Annotated in this window: 18 protein-coding genes; 15 read left to right on the top strand and 3 right to left on the bottom strand. The window is 31.8% G+C overall.

Annotated features, from left to right (window positions below; translation table 11 throughout):
- The first annotated feature begins 135 nt into the window (after positions 1 to 135).
- The 4 genes from IMX26_RS09465 (at position 136) to IMX26_RS09450 (ending at position 5,364) form a co-directional block, all read left to right on the top strand.
- Positions 136 to 2,787 carry a DEAD/DEAH box helicase gene (locus tag IMX26_RS09465; protein WP_195158146.1) on the top strand — a complete coding sequence of 884 codons (2,652 nt, stop codon included), beginning with the start codon at positions 136 to 138 and terminating at the stop codon, positions 2,785 to 2,787.
- The gene (locus IMX26_RS09460) at positions 2,787 to 3,503 is read left to right on the top strand and encodes a hypothetical protein (RefSeq protein WP_195158145.1); all 717 of its coding nucleotides are present in this window, start codon (positions 2,787 to 2,789) and stop codon (positions 3,501 to 3,503) included. The genes IMX26_RS09465 and IMX26_RS09460 overlap by 1 nt, the downstream gene beginning before the upstream one ends.
- Positions 3,504 to 3,796: 293 nt before the next feature.
- Entirely contained in the window at positions 3,797 to 4,387 is a 591-nt protein-coding gene (locus IMX26_RS09455; RefSeq protein WP_195158144.1) for a prepilin-type N-terminal cleavage/methylation domain-containing protein, read from the top strand.
- 128 nt (positions 4,388 to 4,515) lie between these two features.
- Positions 4,516 to 5,364: a DegV family protein gene (locus IMX26_RS09450; protein WP_195158143.1), complete on the top strand. Its 849-nt coding sequence runs from the start codon at positions 4,516 to 4,518 to the stop codon at positions 5,362 to 5,364.
- Between the two features lie 930 nt (positions 5,365 to 6,294).
- On the opposite strand, the gene argS is transcribed toward IMX26_RS09450, so the two are convergent.
- Positions 6,295 to 7,989 (bottom strand): arginine--tRNA ligase, encoded by a 1,695-nt coding sequence (gene argS, locus IMX26_RS09445; protein ID WP_195158142.1) that lies wholly within the window; start codon positions 7,987 to 7,989, stop codon positions 6,295 to 6,297.
- Positions 7,990 to 8,128: 139 nt separating this feature from the next.
- Here argS and IMX26_RS09440 point away from each other — a divergent pair, with 139 nt between their 5' ends.
- From IMX26_RS09440 to IMX26_RS09390, 11 genes are all read left to right on the top strand, one after another.
- The gene (locus tag IMX26_RS09440; RefSeq protein ID WP_195158141.1) at positions 8,129 to 9,799 is read left to right on the top strand and encodes a tetratricopeptide repeat protein; all 1,671 of its coding nucleotides are present in this window, start codon (positions 8,129 to 8,131) and stop codon (positions 9,797 to 9,799) included.
- A 113-nt stretch (positions 9,800 to 9,912) separates the two neighbouring features.
- The gene (gene larE, locus IMX26_RS09435) at positions 9,913 to 10,725 is read left to right on the top strand and encodes an ATP-dependent sacrificial sulfur transferase LarE (protein WP_195158140.1); all 813 of its coding nucleotides are present in this window, start codon (positions 9,913 to 9,915) and stop codon (positions 10,723 to 10,725) included.
- Between the two features lie 249 nt (positions 10,726 to 10,974).
- The gene (locus IMX26_RS09430; protein ID WP_195158139.1) at positions 10,975 to 11,706 is read left to right on the top strand and encodes a HesA/MoeB/ThiF family protein; all 732 of its coding nucleotides are present in this window, start codon (positions 10,975 to 10,977) and stop codon (positions 11,704 to 11,706) included.
- Between the two features lie 65 nt (positions 11,707 to 11,771).
- Positions 11,772 to 12,302 (top strand): chromate transporter, encoded by a 531-nt coding sequence (locus IMX26_RS09425; protein ID WP_195158138.1) that lies wholly within the window; start codon positions 11,772 to 11,774, stop codon positions 12,300 to 12,302.
- Between the two features lie 209 nt (positions 12,303 to 12,511).
- On the top strand, positions 12,512 to 12,715 hold the full coding sequence (locus IMX26_RS09420) for a hypothetical protein (protein WP_195158137.1): 204 nt from the start codon (positions 12,512 to 12,514) through the stop codon (positions 12,713 to 12,715).
- Positions 12,716 to 12,728: 13 nt separating this feature from the next.
- Complete coding sequence (locus tag IMX26_RS09415) at positions 12,729 to 13,178, top strand: Fur family transcriptional regulator (protein ID WP_195158136.1); 450 nt, start codon at positions 12,729 to 12,731, stop codon at positions 13,176 to 13,178.
- Positions 13,179 to 13,200: 22 nt separating this feature from the next.
- Positions 13,201 to 14,652 carry a glutamate--tRNA ligase gene (gene gltX, locus IMX26_RS09410; protein WP_195158135.1) on the top strand — a complete coding sequence of 484 codons (1,452 nt, stop codon included), beginning with the start codon at positions 13,201 to 13,203 and terminating at the stop codon, positions 14,650 to 14,652.
- Positions 14,653 to 14,659: 7 nt separating this feature from the next.
- On the top strand, positions 14,660 to 15,421 hold the full coding sequence (locus tag IMX26_RS09405; protein ID WP_195158134.1) for an ABC transporter ATP-binding protein: 762 nt from the start codon (positions 14,660 to 14,662) through the stop codon (positions 15,419 to 15,421).
- Positions 15,422 to 15,630: 209 nt separating this feature from the next.
- Complete coding sequence (locus IMX26_RS09400) at positions 15,631 to 16,293, top strand: aspartate/glutamate racemase family protein (protein ID WP_195158133.1); 663 nt, start codon at positions 15,631 to 15,633, stop codon at positions 16,291 to 16,293.
- A 34-nt stretch (positions 16,294 to 16,327) separates the two neighbouring features.
- Positions 16,328 to 17,257 (top strand): DUF1177 domain-containing protein, encoded by a 930-nt coding sequence (locus tag IMX26_RS09395; protein WP_195158132.1) that lies wholly within the window; start codon positions 16,328 to 16,330, stop codon positions 17,255 to 17,257.
- A 142-nt stretch (positions 17,258 to 17,399) separates the two neighbouring features.
- A complete protein-coding gene (locus IMX26_RS09390) occupies positions 17,400 to 18,980 on the top strand; it encodes a PucR family transcriptional regulator (RefSeq protein ID WP_195158131.1) in 1,581 nt (526 codons plus the stop codon).
- On the opposite strand, the gene IMX26_RS18120 is transcribed toward IMX26_RS09390, so the two are convergent.
- Both IMX26_RS18120 and IMX26_RS18115 read right to left on the bottom strand, forming a co-directional pair.
- Positions 18,981 to 19,409: a patatin-like phospholipase family protein gene (locus IMX26_RS18120; RefSeq protein ID WP_195158130.1), complete on the bottom strand. Its 429-nt coding sequence runs from the start codon at positions 19,407 to 19,409 to the stop codon at positions 18,981 to 18,983.
- 28 nt (positions 19,410 to 19,437) lie between these two features.
- Positions 19,438 to 19,836: a patatin-like phospholipase family protein gene (locus IMX26_RS18115; protein ID WP_195158129.1), complete on the bottom strand. Its 399-nt coding sequence runs from the start codon at positions 19,834 to 19,836 to the stop codon at positions 19,438 to 19,440.
- Positions 19,837 to 20,178: the final 342 nt, after the last annotated feature.

Genomic DNA, 20,178 nt, shown 5'->3' with positions numbered 1-20,178 from the left:
TTTGCACAATATAAAGTGATATAATGGATAACGTTATAATTAAAGCAATTTGTTATGGAATTGATTGGTATAGTGATATATAATCGAGTTTAAATATTCATTTTAAATTCAAATAAGCAGAAAAGGATTACAAAAATGCCACCAAAAAAGAAAAAAGAATTGCAAAAACTAAATGCTTATTTTTCACCACAGGGCTTTATCATTGAAGAGCCTGAGGCTGTTGTGGGAGACACCATAAAAATTTGGGCAGAAAAATTTAATACTAACAAATATAGGGCCTTATTTCACATAGGGTTTTTAGAAAAATGCGACTGGTTTTCAACAGCAATTGAATATCTCTATCAGATTGCTAGTTTAATTATAGAAAGGCTTAGTCAACAGCCTGATATTGAACTTGTTAGAGAGAATATTAAACTAGACCTAGGGGAAGATGAGTGTTATAAATTACTTAGAAGATTGCCTTTTGTAGTTGGCATGGAATATGTCAATAATGAATGGCTAACAAAATTATGGAATGAATTATTATTAATTTATAAATCTGAAATTTGTGAGTATGATGGTACGGTTGCTCGTTATTTTACAGAGTATAATACCAATATCAATGTTGTAGGTAGAGTATTTTTTCATTTAGTAGAAAATAAAAATGATCAATATCCTTTTGCCTTTATGGCAACATATTCAACTAAGCCACCTAAAAGTAAGAAAGCAATTCATACCCCTCTCAAAAATGCTTTATCTGAATTTGAAGGGGATGATAAAAAATTACTTACCCTTATTTCAACAGTAATTAAGGCTGCTGAAAGAAGTGATTTTATTTCAGGTTTAATGGAGAGTGGGCAGTTGTTTAAACCCCTTAAAATTACTGTTGAAGAAGCCTATACAATTTTAAAAGAGATTCCAATCTATGAGGAGGTAGGGATACGCTGCCGTGTTCCTGATTGGTGGCGCAAAAAACATAACTCATTGCGGGTTTCTATTGTAGTTGGAGAAAAGAAACCCTCTAAAGTTGGCTTAAATGCTATTATGGATTTTTCACCTATTGTATGTATTGGAGATGAAAGGCTTACTGGAAAAGATTTGTTATCATTTTTAGAGATGGCAAATGGTTTAGTTCAATATAAAGGAAATTGGGTAGAAATCAATAAAAGCAAGCTGGTGAAACTACTCAATGTTCTTGAAAAAGTTAAAGATCAAATCATAGATAAAGAATTGTCTTTGGGTGATGCCATGCGCCTAGAGCTTAATATAGATGAAGCCCTCAATATAGCTGATGATAGTATATCGGTGTCTGTTGACCATGGTCAGTGGTTTAGAGAAATGCGAGAAACCTTGAGTGATCTTTCAAATATAGAAAAGGTCGAAGTAGTTTCTTCTTTCAAGGCTAATCTTCGTAACTATCAGGAGAAGGGGTATCAGTGGATTAATCAAATGTCGAAGTTGGGATTTGGGGCTTGTTTAGCCGATGATATGGGACTTGGTAAAACTGTTCAAATGTTGGCTTATTTAGAGCATATAAGAGTTCACTCTGGTGGACAAGCGCTTTTAATATTACCTGCATCACTAATTGGAAACTGGCAGAAGGAAATTGAGAAGTTTGCTCCAGAAATGCCTTATCAAATTTTGCATAGAAGTAGTTTAAAGTCTTCAGAGCCTCTTAAAATAAATGACAAGGCATTTTTATATTTAACCACCTACGGTATGTCGGTTAGAATAGAGTCTTTGAAAGAACGAGAATGGGATTATCTTATTATAGATGAGGCACAGGCTATTAAAAATGCGAGCACTAAACAGAGTAGGGCTATTAAAGCTATTCCAGCTAAAATGCGAATTGCCATGACCGGAACCCCAATTGAAAATCATTTAGGAGACCTTTGGTCCTTGTTTGATTTTCTCAATGAAGGTTTACTGGGAACAACAAAAGAATTTAAAAAATTTACGAAAGAGTTATCAAATAATAGTCTTGGTTATGCCAAACTTCGTAAAATGATACAGCCGTTTATCCTAAGACGCCTAAAAACAGATAAGAGTATCATTGCAGATTTACCAGATAAAATTGAAATAAATAGCTACACAACTTTGTCTAAAAAACAAGTAATACTTTATAAACAATTGCTAAAACAGATTGAAGTAAAGTTAGGGCAAGCTGAAGGTATTGAGCGTAAAGGGGTTGTTTTATCGAGCATTATGAAGTTTAAGCAAATTTGTAATCACCCTGATCATTATTTAGGCAGAGAAGATTATAAAGTAAATTACAGTGGAAAATTTCAGCGACTTAAAGAGATTTGTGAGGTTATCTATGAAAAAAGAGAGAGAGTGCTTATTTTTACTCAGTTTAAGGAGATAACAGAACCGATTTCTGATTTTTTAGCAGAAATCTTTAAGAAAGAAGGGTTTGTACTACATGGAGGTACATCAATAAAAAAACGTAATGAAATGGTAGAGATGTTCAACGGGGAACACTATGTACCATACATGATTCTTTCTCTAAAAGCAGGTGGTGTTGGGTTGAATTTAACAGCCGCCAATCATGTTATTCACTTTGATAGATGGTGGAACCCGGCTGTTGAAAATCAAGCCACAGATCGTGTTTTTCGCATTGGTCAAACCAAAGAGGTTATGGTTCATAAATTTGTGACTAAAGGGACAATAGAAGAGAAAATTAGTACAATGATAGAAGAAAAACAGAAATTAGCTAGCGATATTCTAGGCTCATCAGGTGAAAAGTGGATTACTGAATATAGTAATGAAGACTTGATGAGAATATTTGCTTTAGGTGGTGATTTGTAATGAGTAGAGAAAAATTTCCAAAGTATGAATCAGTAGAGAGTATAAAGGCAAAAGCTAATACTGCCCTGAAAAAAGCTAGAAAGAAAAACTCAGCTATCGAGCCTGTCATTATAGAAGGTAGAAAGCTAGCTAAAAATTGGTGGGGAATAGCTTGGAATAAAAACTTAGAGAGCTATGCTGATTATAGTAATAGACTGCCTAGAGGTAGAAGATATGTACGCAATAATACTGTTTTAGACCTGAAAATTACCAAAGGAGAAGTACAAGCCAAAGTACAGGGTAGTAGGGTAAAACCCTATAGGGTTAATATTAAAATCGAGCCATTAACTGCTATTAAATGGAATAAAATGGTTGCTCTGTGTAATAATAAGGTGGAATCTTTAGAGCAACTAATTGAAGGTAAGTTTCCAAAACAGTTAGAGGAATTATTCACTGAGCGTCAATATGGCATGTTTCCTTCACCTAAAGAAATTCACTTTAATTGTAGTTGCCCAGATTGGGCGTATATGTGTAAGCACGTGGCCGCGACATTATACGGAGTAGGTGCAAGACTTGATCAAAATCCGATGTTGTTTTTTGAGTTACGTAATGTAGATGGTCAGCAATTAATTAAAAAATCAATGAATGTTAAAATAAAAAGCATGTTGAAAAATGCTGGTAAAAAAAGTGATAGAGAGATTGCTGAAAAAGATATTGGTGATTTGTTTGGACTATAAGTAACATAACTTTTACACTTCATTTACACAATCTTTTCGATAATTCATTGCTAGAGGGGATTTTACAGGATTATAGTGGTTATTTTGGGATATATTATATATGAACTTCACTTAACTTTGTTTATAATTATACTAAAATAATAATATTTTTTGTTAAATTTATATTATAATAATATAGATTGTTGATAGCTATAATAAAAAGTGAGAAATAACTTGCTATATAATAAGAATACTTTTTTTACTTTAGTTTTCTGTAGCTATAATAAATTGTATAATGCTACAAAAGGAGTATTATGAACAATAAGGCCTTTACTTTTTTTGAATTGCTTTTAGTATTAGCAATAATAGCAATAATTGCTATTATGTTTATACCAAAAATTAATAATACCTTAAAAATTTCTAGGATTAAAGCACTTAATAATGAAATAAAAATTGTATTATCAGCAGTCAGCACTTTTTGCCAAGTGCAAGAAAGCAATGAAGTTAATGACTGTTTAATTAATAGTATTATTGATTTGCAAAATAATAACCAAGTAAAACATGATTTTTTAATGAGGATAGTAAATAAAAAAAAATTAAACTATTTATCAGTAGCCATTAATACCGATATTAATCACTTTACAACTATAACTGGATACGGTTGCGTATTAGTCAGTTATCCCGCAATTAATAAAAATAATAGATATTATAAAAAAGGTATTAGAATTAACTCATTAAGTGAAAAGCTTTTTAATGAAAAAGACTTTAAAGAATATCTTAGTAAAGGAAATTTGGCAGATATTACATTTATATATGATGTAAATAATAACTCAAAAATAGATAATAATATGGATATCTTAATGTGTTGCAGTTTTTTCAAGCTTAATGACAGCCATAATCATTAATTAGTAACTGATTTAAGTAGTTTTTGAACTATCATAAATTAAATAATTGCAAATATAATTAAAGTAATAGGCAATTTGATTATATTGAATTGCTTTATAAACAGAAATAAAAAGTGTAAGGAGAAGGAATGAACAATACAAACATAGCAGTAGTAACGGATAGTTGTGCAGATATACCCGCGTCAGTAGCAGCCAAAATGAATATAGAGGTTATTCCACTTCAAGTTATTTTTGGTCATGATACCTATAGGGATGGAATTGATATTAAAAGCAAAGGTTTTTTTGACATGCTGAGTAAAGCAGAAAAACTACCAACAACCGCTCACCCCTCTCCAAAAGACTTTTCAAAGGTATATAAAAGGTTATTAGAAAAATTTGATCACGTATTATCTATACATCTATCAGAAAAGCTAAGTGGTACAATTAAGGCTGCTAAAATAGCGGCTCAAGAGTTTAAGGGTAGAGTATTTACATGGGATACTCATGCTATTAGTGTAGGAGTAGGATTACAAGTTTGTGCTGCCGCCCAAGCAGTTAAAGAAGGTAAACCCTTATCAGAAATAAGAGACCTGTTAAGTAAAATAAGAGAAACATCAACTGCATTATTCTCAGTAGATACTTTAGAGTACTTACAAAAAGGTGGCAGAATAGGAAAAGCGGCCTCTTTATTAGGAACTGTATTAAATATAAAACCAATAATAATTGTTAAAGAGGGATATTACCATGCCTTTGGCAAAGGTAGAAGCCGAAAAAAAGCTGTAAGGAAAATGCTAAACCATTTTATAAAAGTAGGTAGAAAAAATGGTGTAAAAAGAGTAACAGTAGGCCATGGTTTAGCCCCAGAAGAAGCCAAAATGTTAGCTGATGGATTATATGAAGAATTCGGTGTGAAACCAACATTTATTAGCGATATAGGACCAGTAATTGCCACCCATGTAGGTCCAGGAGCAGTAGGAGCAGTAATTAGCAGTTTTTAGTAGTCTGTTTTCGGAGAAAACAGATACCTTAAAAAACAAAAGTAAAGCTAGTCTGTTTTCGGAGAAAACAGATACCTTAAAAAACAAAAGTAAAGCTAGTCTGTTTTCGAAAGAAAACAGATACCTTAAAAAATAGAAGTATAATTAGTCTGTTTTCGAAAGAAAACAGATACCTTAAAAAAACAAAAGTACACCTAGTCTGTTTTCGAAAGAAAACAGATACCTTAAAAAAACAAAAGTACACCTAGTCTGTTTTCGAAAGAAAACAGATACCTTAAAAAACAAAAGTATAGCTAGTCTGTTTTCGAAAGAAAACAGATACCTTAAAAAAACAAAAGTACACCTAGTCTGTTTTCGAAAGAAAACAGATACCTTAAAAAACAAAAGTATAGCTAGTCTGTTTTCGGAGAAAACAGATACCTTAAAAAACAAAAGTAAACTTAGTCTGTTTTGGCAAGAAAATAAGGTACATTTAAAAAAGAAACTTAAAATAATCGTAGAAATAAAACATAAAACTGGGGTATTATGTTAGCCAAAATAAAAAAACTAATATGGCAGCCTTTGCAGTATTTAGGTGTTTTTTAAATAAAGGCACAGGGTTTCATTCTTAAACCACTTAATTAAATTGAACCTAAAACATCTTCGTGTGCTTTGTGTTCTTGGTGGTTTTAAACTAAAAACAATTAACTTTATGTAAGTCAAAATTGTTTTTTGCAGGTCTTTATTTTAAAGATTCAATTAAACAGCGCCATATATACACTGGTTTCGACTTTAAAAACGATATTTCCCGGGTAATAGACAAATTATGAGGCATACCTATAAATAAGCTTAATTATATGTTCAGTAATGAAATATATGATAAATATTAAGTGTATCTCAAACCAAAAAAGGTTGCCAATTGGCAACCTTTTTATATAATTTTGTTTCTCATTACATTCTTGTGGGAGCTGGCATATTAAGTAAATTTAAGCCAACTTTTATGGCAGTATTAGCAGCAAAACATAATAATGCTCTAGCTTTACATAACTCTTGATCTTCGGTAAGTATATGATTTGTATTATAAAATTTACTAAAATTACGAGCTATTCGCATAACTTGGCGTCCAATTAATGATGGCTCATAATCTTCAGCAGCTTTTAATATTTCTTGCGGAAATTTATAAATTGATTTTAGTAAATTAACCGATTCAACGTCACTTAATAATTCATAATTAATATCAGTACTAATTTCCACATTGCATTTTTCTAGTACTCGACATGAACGAGCATAAGCATATTGTAAATATGGTCCTGTTTCACCCTCAAAATTAAGAACTTCATCCCAATTAAATACAATATCGCTAATACGATTATTATATAAATCATTAAAAATTATAGAACCAACAGCCACTTGCTCAGCAACTTTTTCTTTATTAGGTAAGTCTGGATTACGCTCTTCTATTACTTGATTAGTTTTTGTTAAAGCTTCATTTAATAACTGTTCAAGCAATATTACATTTCCTTTACGGGTCTGCATGCGTCCAGAGGCCAAGCTAACTCTACCAAAAGAGGCATGTACTATATCCTTAGCAAAATCATAACCCATTAATTCTACAACCTTAATCCACTGTTTAAAGTGAAGATTTTGAGAGTAGTCAGTTAAATAAATAACCTTGTCAAAATCAAACGTTTTTTTACGATATAATACGGCTGCAATATCTCTCGAGGCATAAATAGTTGTACCATCTGCCTTCATAATCAAACAGGGGGGAATATCTTCACCTAACTCAACGACTTGAGCACCCTCACTAGTTGTTAATAAATTTTTCTGCTGTAATTCCGCTATAACTGCTGGAACTTTATCTATATAAAAACTTTCACCAGTGTTATAATCAAATTTAACACCTAGTTTTTTATAAAACATATTAAATTCTTTTAAACTTTCTTCACCTGTCCACTTCCAAATAGCAATGGCCTCTTCATCACCTTCTTCTAATTTTTTAAGCCAAGCCCTTGCCTCGTCTACAAGTTTAGGATTTTTATCCGCCTCATCATGAAACTTAACATATAGTTTCACAAACTCTTTAATAGGGTCTTTTTTAATTACTTCATCATTACCCCAAAGTTTATAAGCCAATATTTGTTTACCAAACTGGGTTCCCCAATCACCCAAGTGGTTTACCCCAATGCAGTCATACCCTAAATGGGTATATATATTATACAAAGACTGACCAAGAATAGTTGAACGTAAATGACCAACATGAAATGGCTTGGCAATATTAGGTGAAGAGTAATCTATTACTACAGTTTTATTATTATTAGATAATTTGGCGTAATCTGTGCCAGCTTCAAAAATAGTTTCTAATACATTTTTTGCAAAATGCGAATTATTAATATAGAAGTTTACATAAGGACCTTCTGCAGATACTCTTTGTAAGAAAGGGCGTAATTCAATGTTCTTTGCTAATTCTTCAGCAATTAATTTCGGTGATTTTCTTAATACCTTGGCAAGTTTAAAACATGGAAAAGCATAGTCTCCCATATCATCTTTAGGTGGAATCTCAATTAAACTTAAAATGGTATTTTTGTCGACATTTTGTAGTTGCTCAGTTAGCAACAAAGCTATTTGCTTTTGGTAATTTAACATTGTAAAAACCCTCTTCTTATAACGTTGTTTTTGGCAATGTAACACATTATTATCAAAAAAGCAAGGTAAATTAATGTTTTTTTTATTCAGACTTATTTAAATGTATGATATAATTCATTTCATAAAGGGGGCTGTTTTAATGATAAGAGAAAATAGAATCTCAGATGTAAGTAAAGTGGTACCATTTGGTCGCAGTTCCCAGTTTTATTTTAGCAGAGCAATGCGTGAATATGAACGAGGAAATTTACGTAGAGTATGTGAATTGCTTACATCAGCTATTAAATATAATCCAGAAGATATATGGAATTATTATAATTTAGCACTCACATACGAAGAGCTAGGGGAGTATAATACGGCTATTTCAATTTGGCATGACGAAGTATTAAAGAGAGATGAGAATTTTTCAGAAGCCTATTTTCATTTAGCAGTGTGTTATGCTGAAACAGAAGATATTGACTTAGTTTATAAATATATGGAAAAATATCTTGAACTAGAGCCTAATGGAGATTTAGAAACAGCTGCAAGGCATATATTAAAGTTATTAGAAGATAGTAGAACAAGTTCAAGCGATTCTAATAATATGAATAGCTCCCATTTAGTCATGTTAGAACTAGAAAAAAAACTGGCTGGTATGATTAATACTCATGCTTATGATGAGGCTCTTAAAATTTGTGAGAGTACTCTAACTACAGAGGGAGAAAGTCTTCCTTTACTAAATAGAACAACCCTAATTTGTTTTTTGGCTGGAGAAGAACAAAAGGGTTTAGACTATGTTCAAAGTGTATTAGCAAAAGATAAAAATAACGTTGGCGCTTATTGTAATCTAATATTTTATTACTACCAAAAAGGTGATGACCTAAGGGTTCAAGCAATTATTGAAAAAATGATTGAAATAGAATTTTCAGCCCTAAATGAGGTATTAAGATGGACCCAAACATTGGGTACTATAGGTAAACATAAACGAGCCTATGAGTGGCTAAGAGAGGTTTATTGGGGTGGAGAATATAATGCTGAAATGTTTTATCAATTGGGTGTCGCATCTATTAACTTAGGCAAAGAAAGAGACGCTAAATTTTACTGGAGACAAGCTGCCTTAATAGATGATATTCGCTCTCCTGCAGAACTGTATTATCAATTATTATTACAGATTAAAGACTTAGGCATAATTTCTTCTGTGTGTAGTTACAATTATGATTGGCCAATAATTAATATGATTCAATCTGGATACGATAGTGAGGTTACAAATTATTCAGAAGAAGAGCGTCAAGTTCTCTATTTATGTATGAAGTATTATATTAGGTATGGTACACCGGATATAGTAAATATGGTTCTTAATTGTATACCCGCACTAAATAAAGAAATGCAAAAAACAATTTTACAGGAATTAATGTTATCTGCTTATGACGACATGAAATATCATGTGTTAGAGCAATATGACCCTAGTTTAAAATATATATCTGTTATTAAATGTAGTAATAAAACCTATCACTTAGATAATAGTTATCAAGTGAAAGTTACAATGCCATTTATTGTAGCTGCACGTATGATTAAAGAAAATTTAGAGGCTTATCAAAGCCAAGTAATTGTTAATATGGGTATGAAACTCTGGTATAGATACTGCAATGTGTCTTATCCAAATCCAAGAAGAATTAGTAAGTCTACGGTTTGGGCAGCTGCTATGGAGTGCCATATACTTGAAATGTTTAACTTTGATTGTGACTTTCAAAAAATTGCAAAAAGATATGGAATTAAAGAAACATCGCTTAAACGTTCTCTGGAATGTATACGAGAAACAATTACCATAAAATAATGTTGAAAATTAGATTATAATAAAAGGGGCTGTAGTATTAACAAGAATTGTTGTTAATCTTAGCCCCTTTAATAAAATTTTAACTAAGAGCTAGTGGTAATTAGGATAGTAAAATGGAGGTTATAACTACAATGGTGGAGAATAAAGAACGTAAACTTATAGAACTACTAACAGCAAAAAAGAAAGTAATAATTGCTTTATCTGGTGGTGTTGATAGTACTCTACTATTATATATAGCTAGTAAAATACCTGTTATTAATGTATTAGCTGTTACTGCAAAATCTCCTTTACATATGAGTAGTGAGGTTGATTTTGCACAAAAATATACTAAGCAGCTAGGGGTAGAGCATAAAGTGTTTGATATTCCATTGCTTAACTTTAGTGATATAACAGAAAATAATAAAGATCGTTGTTACTATTGTAAAAAGAAGATTTTTAGCTTCATTATAGAAAAATGTCAAAAATATAAAAACTACTATATAGCTGATGGCACTAATATGAACGATTTTGATGACTATAGACCGGGTTTAAAAGCCTGCCAAGAATTGCTGGTATGGCATCCATTTGCAGAAGCCGAGATGTATAAGAGCGATATATACGAGTTATCTAAAAAATATGATTTACCTACAGCAAATAAACCATCGTTTGCTTGTTTAGCTTCAAGAATACCCTATGGCACTCAACTCACCAAAGAGAATCTCCATAAAATAGAGCAGGGCGAAATAATTTTGCAAAAACAGGGGTTTAAACAATACCGCTTAAGATACCACGGTGATATTGCCAGAATAGAGATTTTTGCAGAGGATTTTAAGAAACTACTGAATGATAAGCTAAGAAATGAAATTGTTAGTAGCATAAAAGCAATTGGCTTTAAATACATTACTCTTGATTTAACAGGTTATAAACAAGGAAGCTTGAACATATAGCGATACCATTGTGGCACAATTGAAATTTTAAATAAACATGTAAGATAAAAGTCCTGTCGCATAAAATTTAATGATATTGAAAAGCTAATACTATAAACTAAACCAGTTGTAATAAAAAGTAACGCATTTAGAAATAATTTAAGCAAGTTATGTATTCTTGTCCTTTTGTGGTTCAAAAAAACTCTTAAAATTATCGGGGTTTATTATTGAGTCACTTAACTATAAACTTATGTATTAAAGGGTGTTTTTATGGAAAATCGTTATCAAAGGCAACTTATCTTACCTCAAATAGGGGTAGTGGGTCAAATAAAACTAGGCAAAGCAAGGGTGGCTATTATTGGCTGCGGAGCTTTAGGCTCAGCGGTTGCTAATAACCTTGTGAGAGCAGGAGTTGGTTATATACGATTAATAGATGGAGATAAAGTTTCTATAACTAACTTACACCGTCAACAAATCTACACTGAAAAAGACGTAACTCAAGAAAAATACAAAGTACATGCAGCTAAAGAATTTTTACTATCGAGTAACTCCGAAACAAAAATAGATAGTTATACTGAATTTATAAGTAAGTATAATATAGGCAGTTTTTTAAGTGATATAGACTTAGTTATTGATGCTACGGATAATTTTAAGGCCCGTATGATAATTAATGATTATACTATTAGCAGTAACCTACCCTGGGTTCATGGTTCTGCTTTAGGTTTTGAAGGAAGAGTAGTATTATTTAAACCAAAACTTGGCTGTTATCGCTGTTTAGTGCCCGAAATTCCAAGTGAAGATCTAATACCAGCCACTGAGAGTTATGGTATTTTTGGACCTTTAACCTATATTATTGGTTCACTTCAAGCAACAGAGGCAATCAAATACTTATTAGACCCTAAAGCCTATATGAGTAATCTTTTATTTATAGATATTTGGCAACAGCAATGGCAGGTTATAAAACTGACTAAAAATGAGCAATGTAGTTACTGTAATAAGTAAATAACTCTTTGCTTGCAGAAGAGAAAATAGTATTGTATACTGTATACCAAGTAAGGGGGAGGCTAATGTTACAAACACTCTGGAATATATTTGTAGCTATGTTGCGTGTGGGTACTCTTGGTTTTGGTGGTGGGCAAGCATCAATTCCTTTATTAGAGATTGAAGCTGTACAAACATATCAGTGGATGACAGCTCAAGAGTTTGGTGACTTATATGCTATGGGTAACTGTTTGCCAGGACCAATAGCAACTAAAATGGCAGCATCAATAGGATTTGAACAAGCTGGTGTTTTAGGAGCTGTAGTAGGCTTATTAGGAATGATTTTGCCATCTACTATTGCCATAGTTTTAATGATATCCTTTTTCTTTAAGTTTAAAGATCAACCACAAGTACAAGGTTTGCTTAAAGGAATAAGACCTATTGTAATTGTATTGTTAATACTTATGACCTACAAAATGGGTATTAAGTCAATGGGCACACCTGTTTCTTTTATTATTGCAGGGGTTGCTTTTGTAGCATTGCATTTTTTGAAAATACATCCCGCCTTTGTTATTTTAAGTGGCATGTTATTTGGAGTCTTTTTCTTAGCAAAGTAAAATACAAAAGCTGTAGCTATTTAGCTGACAGCTTTTTTTGTTACAAATTTTATTATGCTCTTAAAACTTAAACTACTTAATTAAAATAATCAGCAAAAGTTAAAATTTAAACATTAACCTACTATATTGAACGTTTTTTTGTTAAACTATCTCAAATTATGATAGAATTATAGATAAGATAAAAGTTTAAAAAGGTAGGTGACCTATTAATGATAGATTTCATTAAAAAGTATAAACAAGAACTTAAAAGACCGGGTTTATACATAGTAATAGCAATTTTTATTTTTGCAGTTGCTTATAGAACTAACAATTTAAACTCTCCGCTGATGGTTATGTTTGGTGGCGGTACCTTGGTATTTGCTGTCAGAGATATTGTTGCTTTAGTTTTAAAAGAAAAAAACATTGATATATAATGGGTGTAATATTATGGAACAAATAATAGATAGTGTAAGAAAAAAACTAAAAGAAAATGATTTAAGACTAACTAGCCAACGGCAAGCTATTTTACAGACCTTATTAGAATATCGTCATTCGCATTTGAGCGTTGAGGAGTTATACAATATTACCCACGAACACTACCCAGATTTAGGAATAGCTACCGTGTATAGAACCCTAGATACTTTTGTAGAATTAGGCATAGTTCATAAAATGGAATTTGGAGATAAAGGAGCAAGATACGAATTAAAAATTAATGATGAGGAACATTATCACCACCATTTATTCTGTGTTAGTTGTGGTGCCATTATTGAATTTAATGATGATTTGCTTGAAAAGCTTGAAGACAGAATTATGAAAGAAAATAAATTCTTAATAAAAGACCATTCTTTGAGATTTTATGGATTATGTTATGACTGTCAACAGCAAGGTATAAAGTAGATAATTACTTAGGAGGATTATTATGACCACAGTGCGTACTAGGTTTGCACCAAGTCCAACAGGCTATATGCATATTGGTAATTTGCGAACCGCATTATATACTTATTTAATTGCTCGTGTTAACAAAGGAAAGTTTATTTTAAGAATTGAGGATACTGATCAAGGTCGTTATGTTGAGGATGCCCTAGATGTAATTTACGAGACCTTAGACATGATTGGGTTAGAGTATGATGAAGGACCCAAAGTGGGGGGCGATTATGGACCTTATGTTCAGAGTCAAAGAAAAGATACTTACTCAAAGTTTGCGCATCAGTTAGTAGAGTCTGGACATGCATATCCTTGTTTTTGTACTGTGGAAAGATTGAATGAGGCTCGAAAAGAGGCGGGTGGTGTTTGGCGTTATGATAGACACTGCCGAGATTTAAGTAAAGAAGATGCCCAAAAGAGAATAGATGCAGGCGAAGAATATGTCATAAGACAAAAAATGCCCGTGACGGGGTCTACAACTTTTAAGGATGCCGTTTTTGGCGAAATAACAGTACCAAATGAAGAGCTTGAGGATCAGGTCTTGCTAAAGGCAGATGGACTACCAACTTATAACTTTGCCAATGTTATTGATGATCATGCTATGAAAATTACCCATGTAGTTAGGGGTACAGAGTACTTATCTTCTTCACCAAAGTATAACCTGCTTTATGAGGCTTTTGGTTGGCAGGTGCCAACCTATGTACACTTAACCTCTATTATAAGAGAGGGTGGCAAAAAGCTAAGTAAACGTGATGGTGATGCAGCCTTTAGTGATTTTTATAAAAAAGGATACTTAATTGATGCCATAGTTAACTATATAGCCTTGTTGGGTTGGAGCTCAGGAACAGAGCAAGAAATATTTAGCTTAAATGAGCTTAAAGAGAAATTTAGTATTGCTGGCTTAAGTAAATCACCAGCTGTATTTGATATTAAAAAACTACGCTGGATGAATAGTGTATATATTAAAAACCTTAGCCCAGAGCAGTTTAATAAACAAGCTATGCCATATCTAAATAGTGTTTTTAAAGACACTAAAATAAATAAAGATCAGGTGGCTCAGCTACTGCATAACAGAGTAGAAGTTTTAGGTGAAATACCAGATATGGTTGATTTTTTAGTTAACTTGCCTGAGTTTGATGTTAATATGTTTAAACATGAAAAAACTAAAACTGGCTTAGCCGAAGCTTTAGAGAGTTTAAAAAGCTCTTATGAAGCCCTAAATAAACTAAGTGATTGGAATAAAGATAGTTTAAAAGCTACCCTCAAACAAACAACAAAAGAACTAGCAGTTAAAACTGGCAGAATATTATGGCCATTAAGAATAGCTGTATCTGGTTTAGAGTCAACCCCTGGTGGAGCCTATGATGTTTTAGAGTTATTAGGAAAAGAAGAGGCTCTTAATAGATTAAATAAAGGAATAAAAAAAGCCCAAGCTGCTTTAGCCTAATTCAATAATGAGTCATTTAAAAATAGACAATATAACAGTTGGTTATAACCAAACAGTACTAAAAAACTTTAGTTTAAATGTCAACTACGGTGAGAGTATTGGCATTATTGGACCAAATGGAGCAGGAAAATCTACGTTTTTAAAGGCTGTAACAAAACTACTGCCTTTAAAAACGGGCAGTATTACCATAGAAAACGCTGATATTACTAAGTTAAGTCATCTTGAAATGGCTCGTAAAGTAGCAGTTGTTAATCAAAGTACGAGCATAAGCTTTAACTATAAGGTCAGTGATATAGTTAAATTGGGTAGATATGCCCACCCTAATCAATCGTTAGAGGTGATTAAGGGCTTTATGCAACATACAAATATATGGGATTTAAGAGATAGAGGCTTTTATGAGCTTAGTGGTGGAGAAAAACAACGTGTGGTTATTAGCCAAGCACTGGCTCAAGAGGCTAAATTATTGCTAATGGATGAACCTACATCAGATTTAGATATTAGGCATCAGGTAGATGTTTTTAATGTGTTTGAGAGCCTAAACAAGCAGCGTGAGTTAACAATAATAGCTATTATGCATGACTTAAACTTAGCTGCTTTATACTGTGATCGGATTATAGCCCTTAAAAATGGTAAGATATTGGCAGATGGTACTGCTAAAGAGGTATTAACTCCGAGTAATATAAAAGAAATATATGGAGTAAATGTTACTATTACCAAACATGAGGAATATAATCAGCCATTTGTTATGTTGAAAAAAAATACAGACTAATAAAATTTAATAATATGATTTATGGTTTAATCTGAAAAGATAGTTGTACTATTTTTTCAGATTTTTATATTAGTAAAACTTTTAATTTCTAATACTAAGTATAGATGTGCACTTTGTACACATATAGTGAATAATAATCGCCTCATGCACAGTGCTAAGTATGATAAATTAAATAATAACAAAGGCTAATTTTAGAGGTGTTATTTATAATGCATAAATTTAAAATTGCTGTAATAAGAGTGGTTACTTTAAATGACAAAGAAAAGCTTAATCAGCATGGAAGGCTTATAGAAAGCTATTTCCCTAACTTACAAACTACCTCATATTGTATAGCTAATCAATATAATGGTGTGCATGATGACGCTAGCCATGCATTAGCTGAGTTGAAAATTGAAAAAATAGTAGAAGATATAAAGCATAAGTATCAGGGGATAGTAGTTAGCTGTGCAGGTGACCCTTGTGTAAATAAATTAAAAAATAAGATTGATATACCTATAGTAGGAGCAGGCCATTCCTCAGCTAGCTTTTGTTTTAACTATGGATTAAAAATTGGTATTATAGGTATTCGTGAGGATGCTCCCTGTTCAATTAAAAATATTTTAAGAAATAATATAATTAAATTTATTAAACCTCAAGGTGTAAAAAATACCAACGATTTATATACTAAAGAGGGACAGCTGGCTATCATAATCGCTGCAAAAGAGCTAAAACATTTAGGTGCAGAGGTTATTTTATTGGCTTGTACAGGTATGTCTACAGTAGGCATAACCTCAATTTTAGCAAAACAACTTAAATTACCCATAGTAGATCCTGTTTTTGCTGAGGCTTTTACAATAAATACATTATGTTTGCAAAAAGCGTATTTTAATTAACTATAGATAAAAAATAATAATGAGGTGAAAGTTTATGTTGAAGCAGGTATTAGAGATGTATGAGTTACTAGACAAAGCAACAGCTAGTGGCGAAGAGGTTGCCAACCTATTAAAAAGTAGAGGCGCAAAAGATGTAGATGTTCAAACTGTTTTTGGTGAAAGTGGAAGTACAGACGTTATCAAAATTACAATAGCAGGAAGCAATGGAAAAATTGCAGGAGGAGAGACAAAAACCCTAGGTATAACAGGTAGACTTGGTGGTATAGGTGCACGGCCTGAGGTAATTGGATTTGTTTCAGATGGAGATGGTGCTTTAACAGCTTTATCAGTGGCGTTAAAGTTAATAGATATGCAAAAAAATGGTGATGTGCTTAAAGGTGATGTTATTATAACAACCCATATTTGTCCAAATGCCCCTACCAGAGAGCATTTTCCTGTACCATTTATGGGGTCACCAATCGATTCACAAACATCTAATAAGTACGAAGTTACACCCGAAATGGATGCTATATTATCAATAGATACTACAAAAGGAAATAAAGTTATTAATACAAGAGGCTTTGCTGTATCTAATACAGTTAAAGAGGGTTATATTTTAAAAGTCAGTAATGATATATTAGAGATAATAATGAGAACAACTGGCAGAATGCCATACGTATTCCCCCTATCACAGCAAGATATTACACCATACGGAAATGGTTTATACCATTTAAATAGTATTCTTCAGCCAGCAGTAGCTACTAAAGCGCCAGTAATAGGGGTAGCAATTACCACTGAGGTGCCTGTTGCGGGTTGTGCTACTGGAGCAACTCATATTACTGATATAGAAATGACAGCCAGGTTTGCATTAGAGGTGGCCAAAGACTATGGTGAGTCAAAATGCGTATTTTATGATCATCAAGAATATGAGCTTATTCAAAAACTGTATGGAGATATGAAGAGGTTTCAAACAAAAGGCAACTAAGCCCTAGTATTAATAATTTTAACTATTAAGTGGTATTGCTATTTTAGTTTATAACTTAAACAAAATAGTAATACTACTCTTCTTTTTTTAAAAGAGAATATCGTTTATAATTGAGTTCAGATTACTAACTGGTGGTGATTATATGAAGGTCAAAGATGTATTTGAGTTAAACTCCAAAATGAGAAACATAAAGCTTTTGGCTGGAAAAAAGGGTTTAAATGAAGAGATTAAAGATATTGGTGTTTTAGAGGTGCCCGATGGTATACTTTGGTCTCGTAAAAATGACTTGATAATAACTACTGGTTATTTTATCTATAAAAAAGAAATTGAGTTAGTTGATGTAATCAAAATACTTAAACAAAAACAGGCAGTAGGTTTAGGTATAAAAACAGATAGGTTTTTAAAAAGTATTCCCAAAGAGGCAATTGAGTTAGCTAATAAACTTAATTTTCCATTTTTTGAAATACCTATTTTTTTGGGCTATAACGACTTTATTTGGCCAATTATTAGTAATATATTAGGTGGCGAAGACTATATAAATTACAGATTAATGAAGTATAATGAAGACATATTAAAGGTGAGTAAAAAAAATTACTACCTAAAAAATATTGTAGAATTGTTGTCAAAACATCTTAATGAATCTTTTATAGTAGTTTCGGAGCTTAAACACCAAGTATTAGCAAACTATAATCACAATTATGAAATAAATACAAAAGCCATTATAAATCAAATTATTAAACATAATAGCAAAATAATTGATAATAATGACTATTTTTTAACTAAAATCAATAATAAACAGACGTATATATTTCCTTTAAAAACTATAGTGGCTAATCTAGGATATTTATGTATCGTTTTAAACGATAAGTTAATAAGTGACTTAGAGCTGAAAATAATAAATCGCACTGTTCCCTACCTAACAATATCAATGGTGAATGATGTTTGTAAACCCAAAAAACAGTATGAAACTGTAGAGAGCTTTATCAAGGATTTACTAATAAATAATAAATTAGCTCAGTCTAAACTAATGGAACAAGCTGAGTATTTTAATATAAATATTAAACAAAAAAGATATCTTTGGGCACTAAAACTTACCCATAAAACAAATTTAGTAAAAAATATTGCAGACATAGCTAAATATTTAAAAGAAAAATTACCTCATAATTATATAATAACAAACTCATCAATGATAATTTGCATAGAAAACAATATCCATCTTCATAAAGAAAACAAAATAATATGTGACCTTATTTACAAGGATCTTAATTCGTTATATTCTAACTGTGACTTTATAATGGCTATTAGTGAGCAATTTAACAACCTGAGCAGTATAGCTGATGCTTATGACGAGGCAATGTTTTGTATAGAGTATGCTACTAAAATAGATAAAAATGCAGTTTATGAGTTTAAAAATTTAATAGTAGATAACTTACTTAATGAGTTAAAAGACAATAAACATTTAAATAAGGCATTTGTGGAGATAGTTGTTAAACTAAAGCACTATGATACTAAAAATAAATGTGAATATTTTAATACTTTAGTGCAATTTATTAATAGCGATTATAATGTTTTAAAGACCTCTCAAAATTTATTTATACACAGAAATACCCTCTATAAAAGATTAAAAAAAATCGAAGAAATTTTAAACATTAAGTTAAATAATCAAAACACTAAAATATTGCTGTACCTATGTTTAAAGTTTGCTAATGTAAAAGAATATTAATCAGCCTTTTTTGCTCATATCATGCTGCTTTAAATAATCATAACCAGCCTTATAACCAGCTGCAATTGCTTCATCTAACTTATTAAAGTCCAGAGTATTAATTTTTGCTACATTAGGTTGAATAATGTCCACCTTTATTTTTGTAGTCCAATCATTGCTTTCTTGCCCAATAATATCTAGCGCCCTTAAACCAATATGCATAAAATTATCGTGTTTTAGGGGAGGCATAGGAGGGCTGACATCTACCACTAAAGCACTTGTGGCACCAAGTTCTGCTGCTAAGTCTACAGGTAAATTTTCTTTTACTCCTCCATCTGTTAAAAGCCAAGGAGCAAATTCCATGGGCGAAAAAGCTACCGGTAAAGCCATTGAAGATCGCATAGCTTGCCATAGTTTTTTGTCTGTTAATAAAGGGGTTTCACGACTCAAAGAGCCCTCTTTGCAAAAGGTAACTACCTCACCAGTATGGAGGTCTACTGCAGGGAGTTACAAAATCATATTTTAGCTTATTAAAATCAGTGTTTCCTAAATGTTTTTTTAAAATTCTTTCAAATTTTTTTGTATTAATTAAACTATCAGTTGTAATATATGGCTCATGCTTTATAAACAACACACTTTTAAGAATATTTATTAATAAAGAAAACCATCTTATATTAAATATCTCCCAGTTTATTTCACTAGATATTTTAGCAATCTCAGTAGGTGTAAAACCTGCAGCATAAAAACCACCCACCAAAGAGCCTGCACTTGTTCCAGTAACAATATTAAATTCATAATTATTTTCACTTAGAGCCTGTAAAACTCCTATATGGGCAGCACCTCGAGCACCGCCGCCACCTAAAACTAAGGCCTTCATATGTATACACCTGCTTATAAAAGTATTCATAACATGTTATGAATAAAAAACTCACACTGGAACTAGCTTAATTTGATTTATAAAATAAACAAAAGTATAATATTAGTTAACTAATATAGGAGGTGATTTTTACTGTGATAAAAGTATTAAATGTGGCAGGTATGAGTTGAATATATTGCCAAAATGCAGAAAGAAATGCATTAAAAGCTGTGGCTTCAGTTTCATATGTGCGAGTTGATTTAAATACTAATAAAAATTACTGTAGAATGTGCGATCTCCTTAAAATTAGTGATGTTTTATAAGGATTTTAGCTACACAGTGATTTAAGAGTAGGCTTAAAGA

The sequence above is a fragment of the Clostridium sp. 'deep sea' genome (assembly GCF_014931565.1).
GTDB lineage: Bacteria > Bacillota > UBA994 > PWPR01 > PWPR01.
Note: the sequence above shows the minus strand (reverse complement) of the source record. Positions and strands in the feature narration are given on the sequence as shown.

Bases quoted from the DNA above. Each gene is read 5' to 3' on its own strand.
- IMX26_RS09465 (WP_195158146.1), top strand. From the start codon at position 136: ATGCCACCAAAAAAGAAAAAAGAATTGCAAAAACTAAATGCTTATTTT.
- IMX26_RS09460 (WP_195158145.1), top strand. From the start codon at position 2,787: ATGAGTAGAGAAAAATTTCCAAAGTATGAATCAGTAGAGAGTATAAAG.
- IMX26_RS09455 (WP_195158144.1), top strand. From the start codon at position 3,797: ATGAACAATAAGGCCTTTACTTTTTTTGAATTGCTTTTAGTATTAGCA.
- IMX26_RS09450 (WP_195158143.1), top strand. From the start codon at position 4,516: ATGAACAATACAAACATAGCAGTAGTAACGGATAGTTGTGCAGATATA.
- argS (WP_195158142.1), bottom strand. From the start codon at position 7,989: ATGTTAAATTACCAAAAGCAAATAGCTTTGTTGCTAACTGAGCAACTA.
- IMX26_RS09440 (WP_195158141.1), top strand. From the start codon at position 8,129: ATGATAAGAGAAAATAGAATCTCAGATGTAAGTAAAGTGGTACCATTT.
- larE (WP_195158140.1), top strand. From the start codon at position 9,913: ATGGAGGTTATAACTACAATGGTGGAGAATAAAGAACGTAAACTTATA.
- IMX26_RS09430 (WP_195158139.1), top strand. From the start codon at position 10,975: ATGGAAAATCGTTATCAAAGGCAACTTATCTTACCTCAAATAGGGGTA.
- IMX26_RS09425 (WP_195158138.1), top strand. From the start codon at position 11,772: ATGTTACAAACACTCTGGAATATATTTGTAGCTATGTTGCGTGTGGGT.
- IMX26_RS09420 (WP_195158137.1), top strand. From the start codon at position 12,512: ATGATAGATTTCATTAAAAAGTATAAACAAGAACTTAAAAGACCGGGT.
- IMX26_RS09415 (WP_195158136.1), top strand. From the start codon at position 12,729: ATGGAACAAATAATAGATAGTGTAAGAAAAAAACTAAAAGAAAATGAT.
- gltX (WP_195158135.1), top strand. From the start codon at position 13,201: ATGACCACAGTGCGTACTAGGTTTGCACCAAGTCCAACAGGCTATATG.
- IMX26_RS09405 (WP_195158134.1), top strand. From the start codon at position 14,660: ATGAGTCATTTAAAAATAGACAATATAACAGTTGGTTATAACCAAACA.
- IMX26_RS09400 (WP_195158133.1), top strand. From the start codon at position 15,631: ATGCATAAATTTAAAATTGCTGTAATAAGAGTGGTTACTTTAAATGAC.
- IMX26_RS09395 (WP_195158132.1), top strand. From the start codon at position 16,328: ATGTTGAAGCAGGTATTAGAGATGTATGAGTTACTAGACAAAGCAACA.
- IMX26_RS09390 (WP_195158131.1), top strand. From the start codon at position 17,400: ATGAAGGTCAAAGATGTATTTGAGTTAAACTCCAAAATGAGAAACATA.
- IMX26_RS18115 (WP_195158129.1), bottom strand. From the start codon at position 19,836: ATGAAGGCCTTAGTTTTAGGTGGCGGCGGTGCTCGAGGTGCTGCCCAT.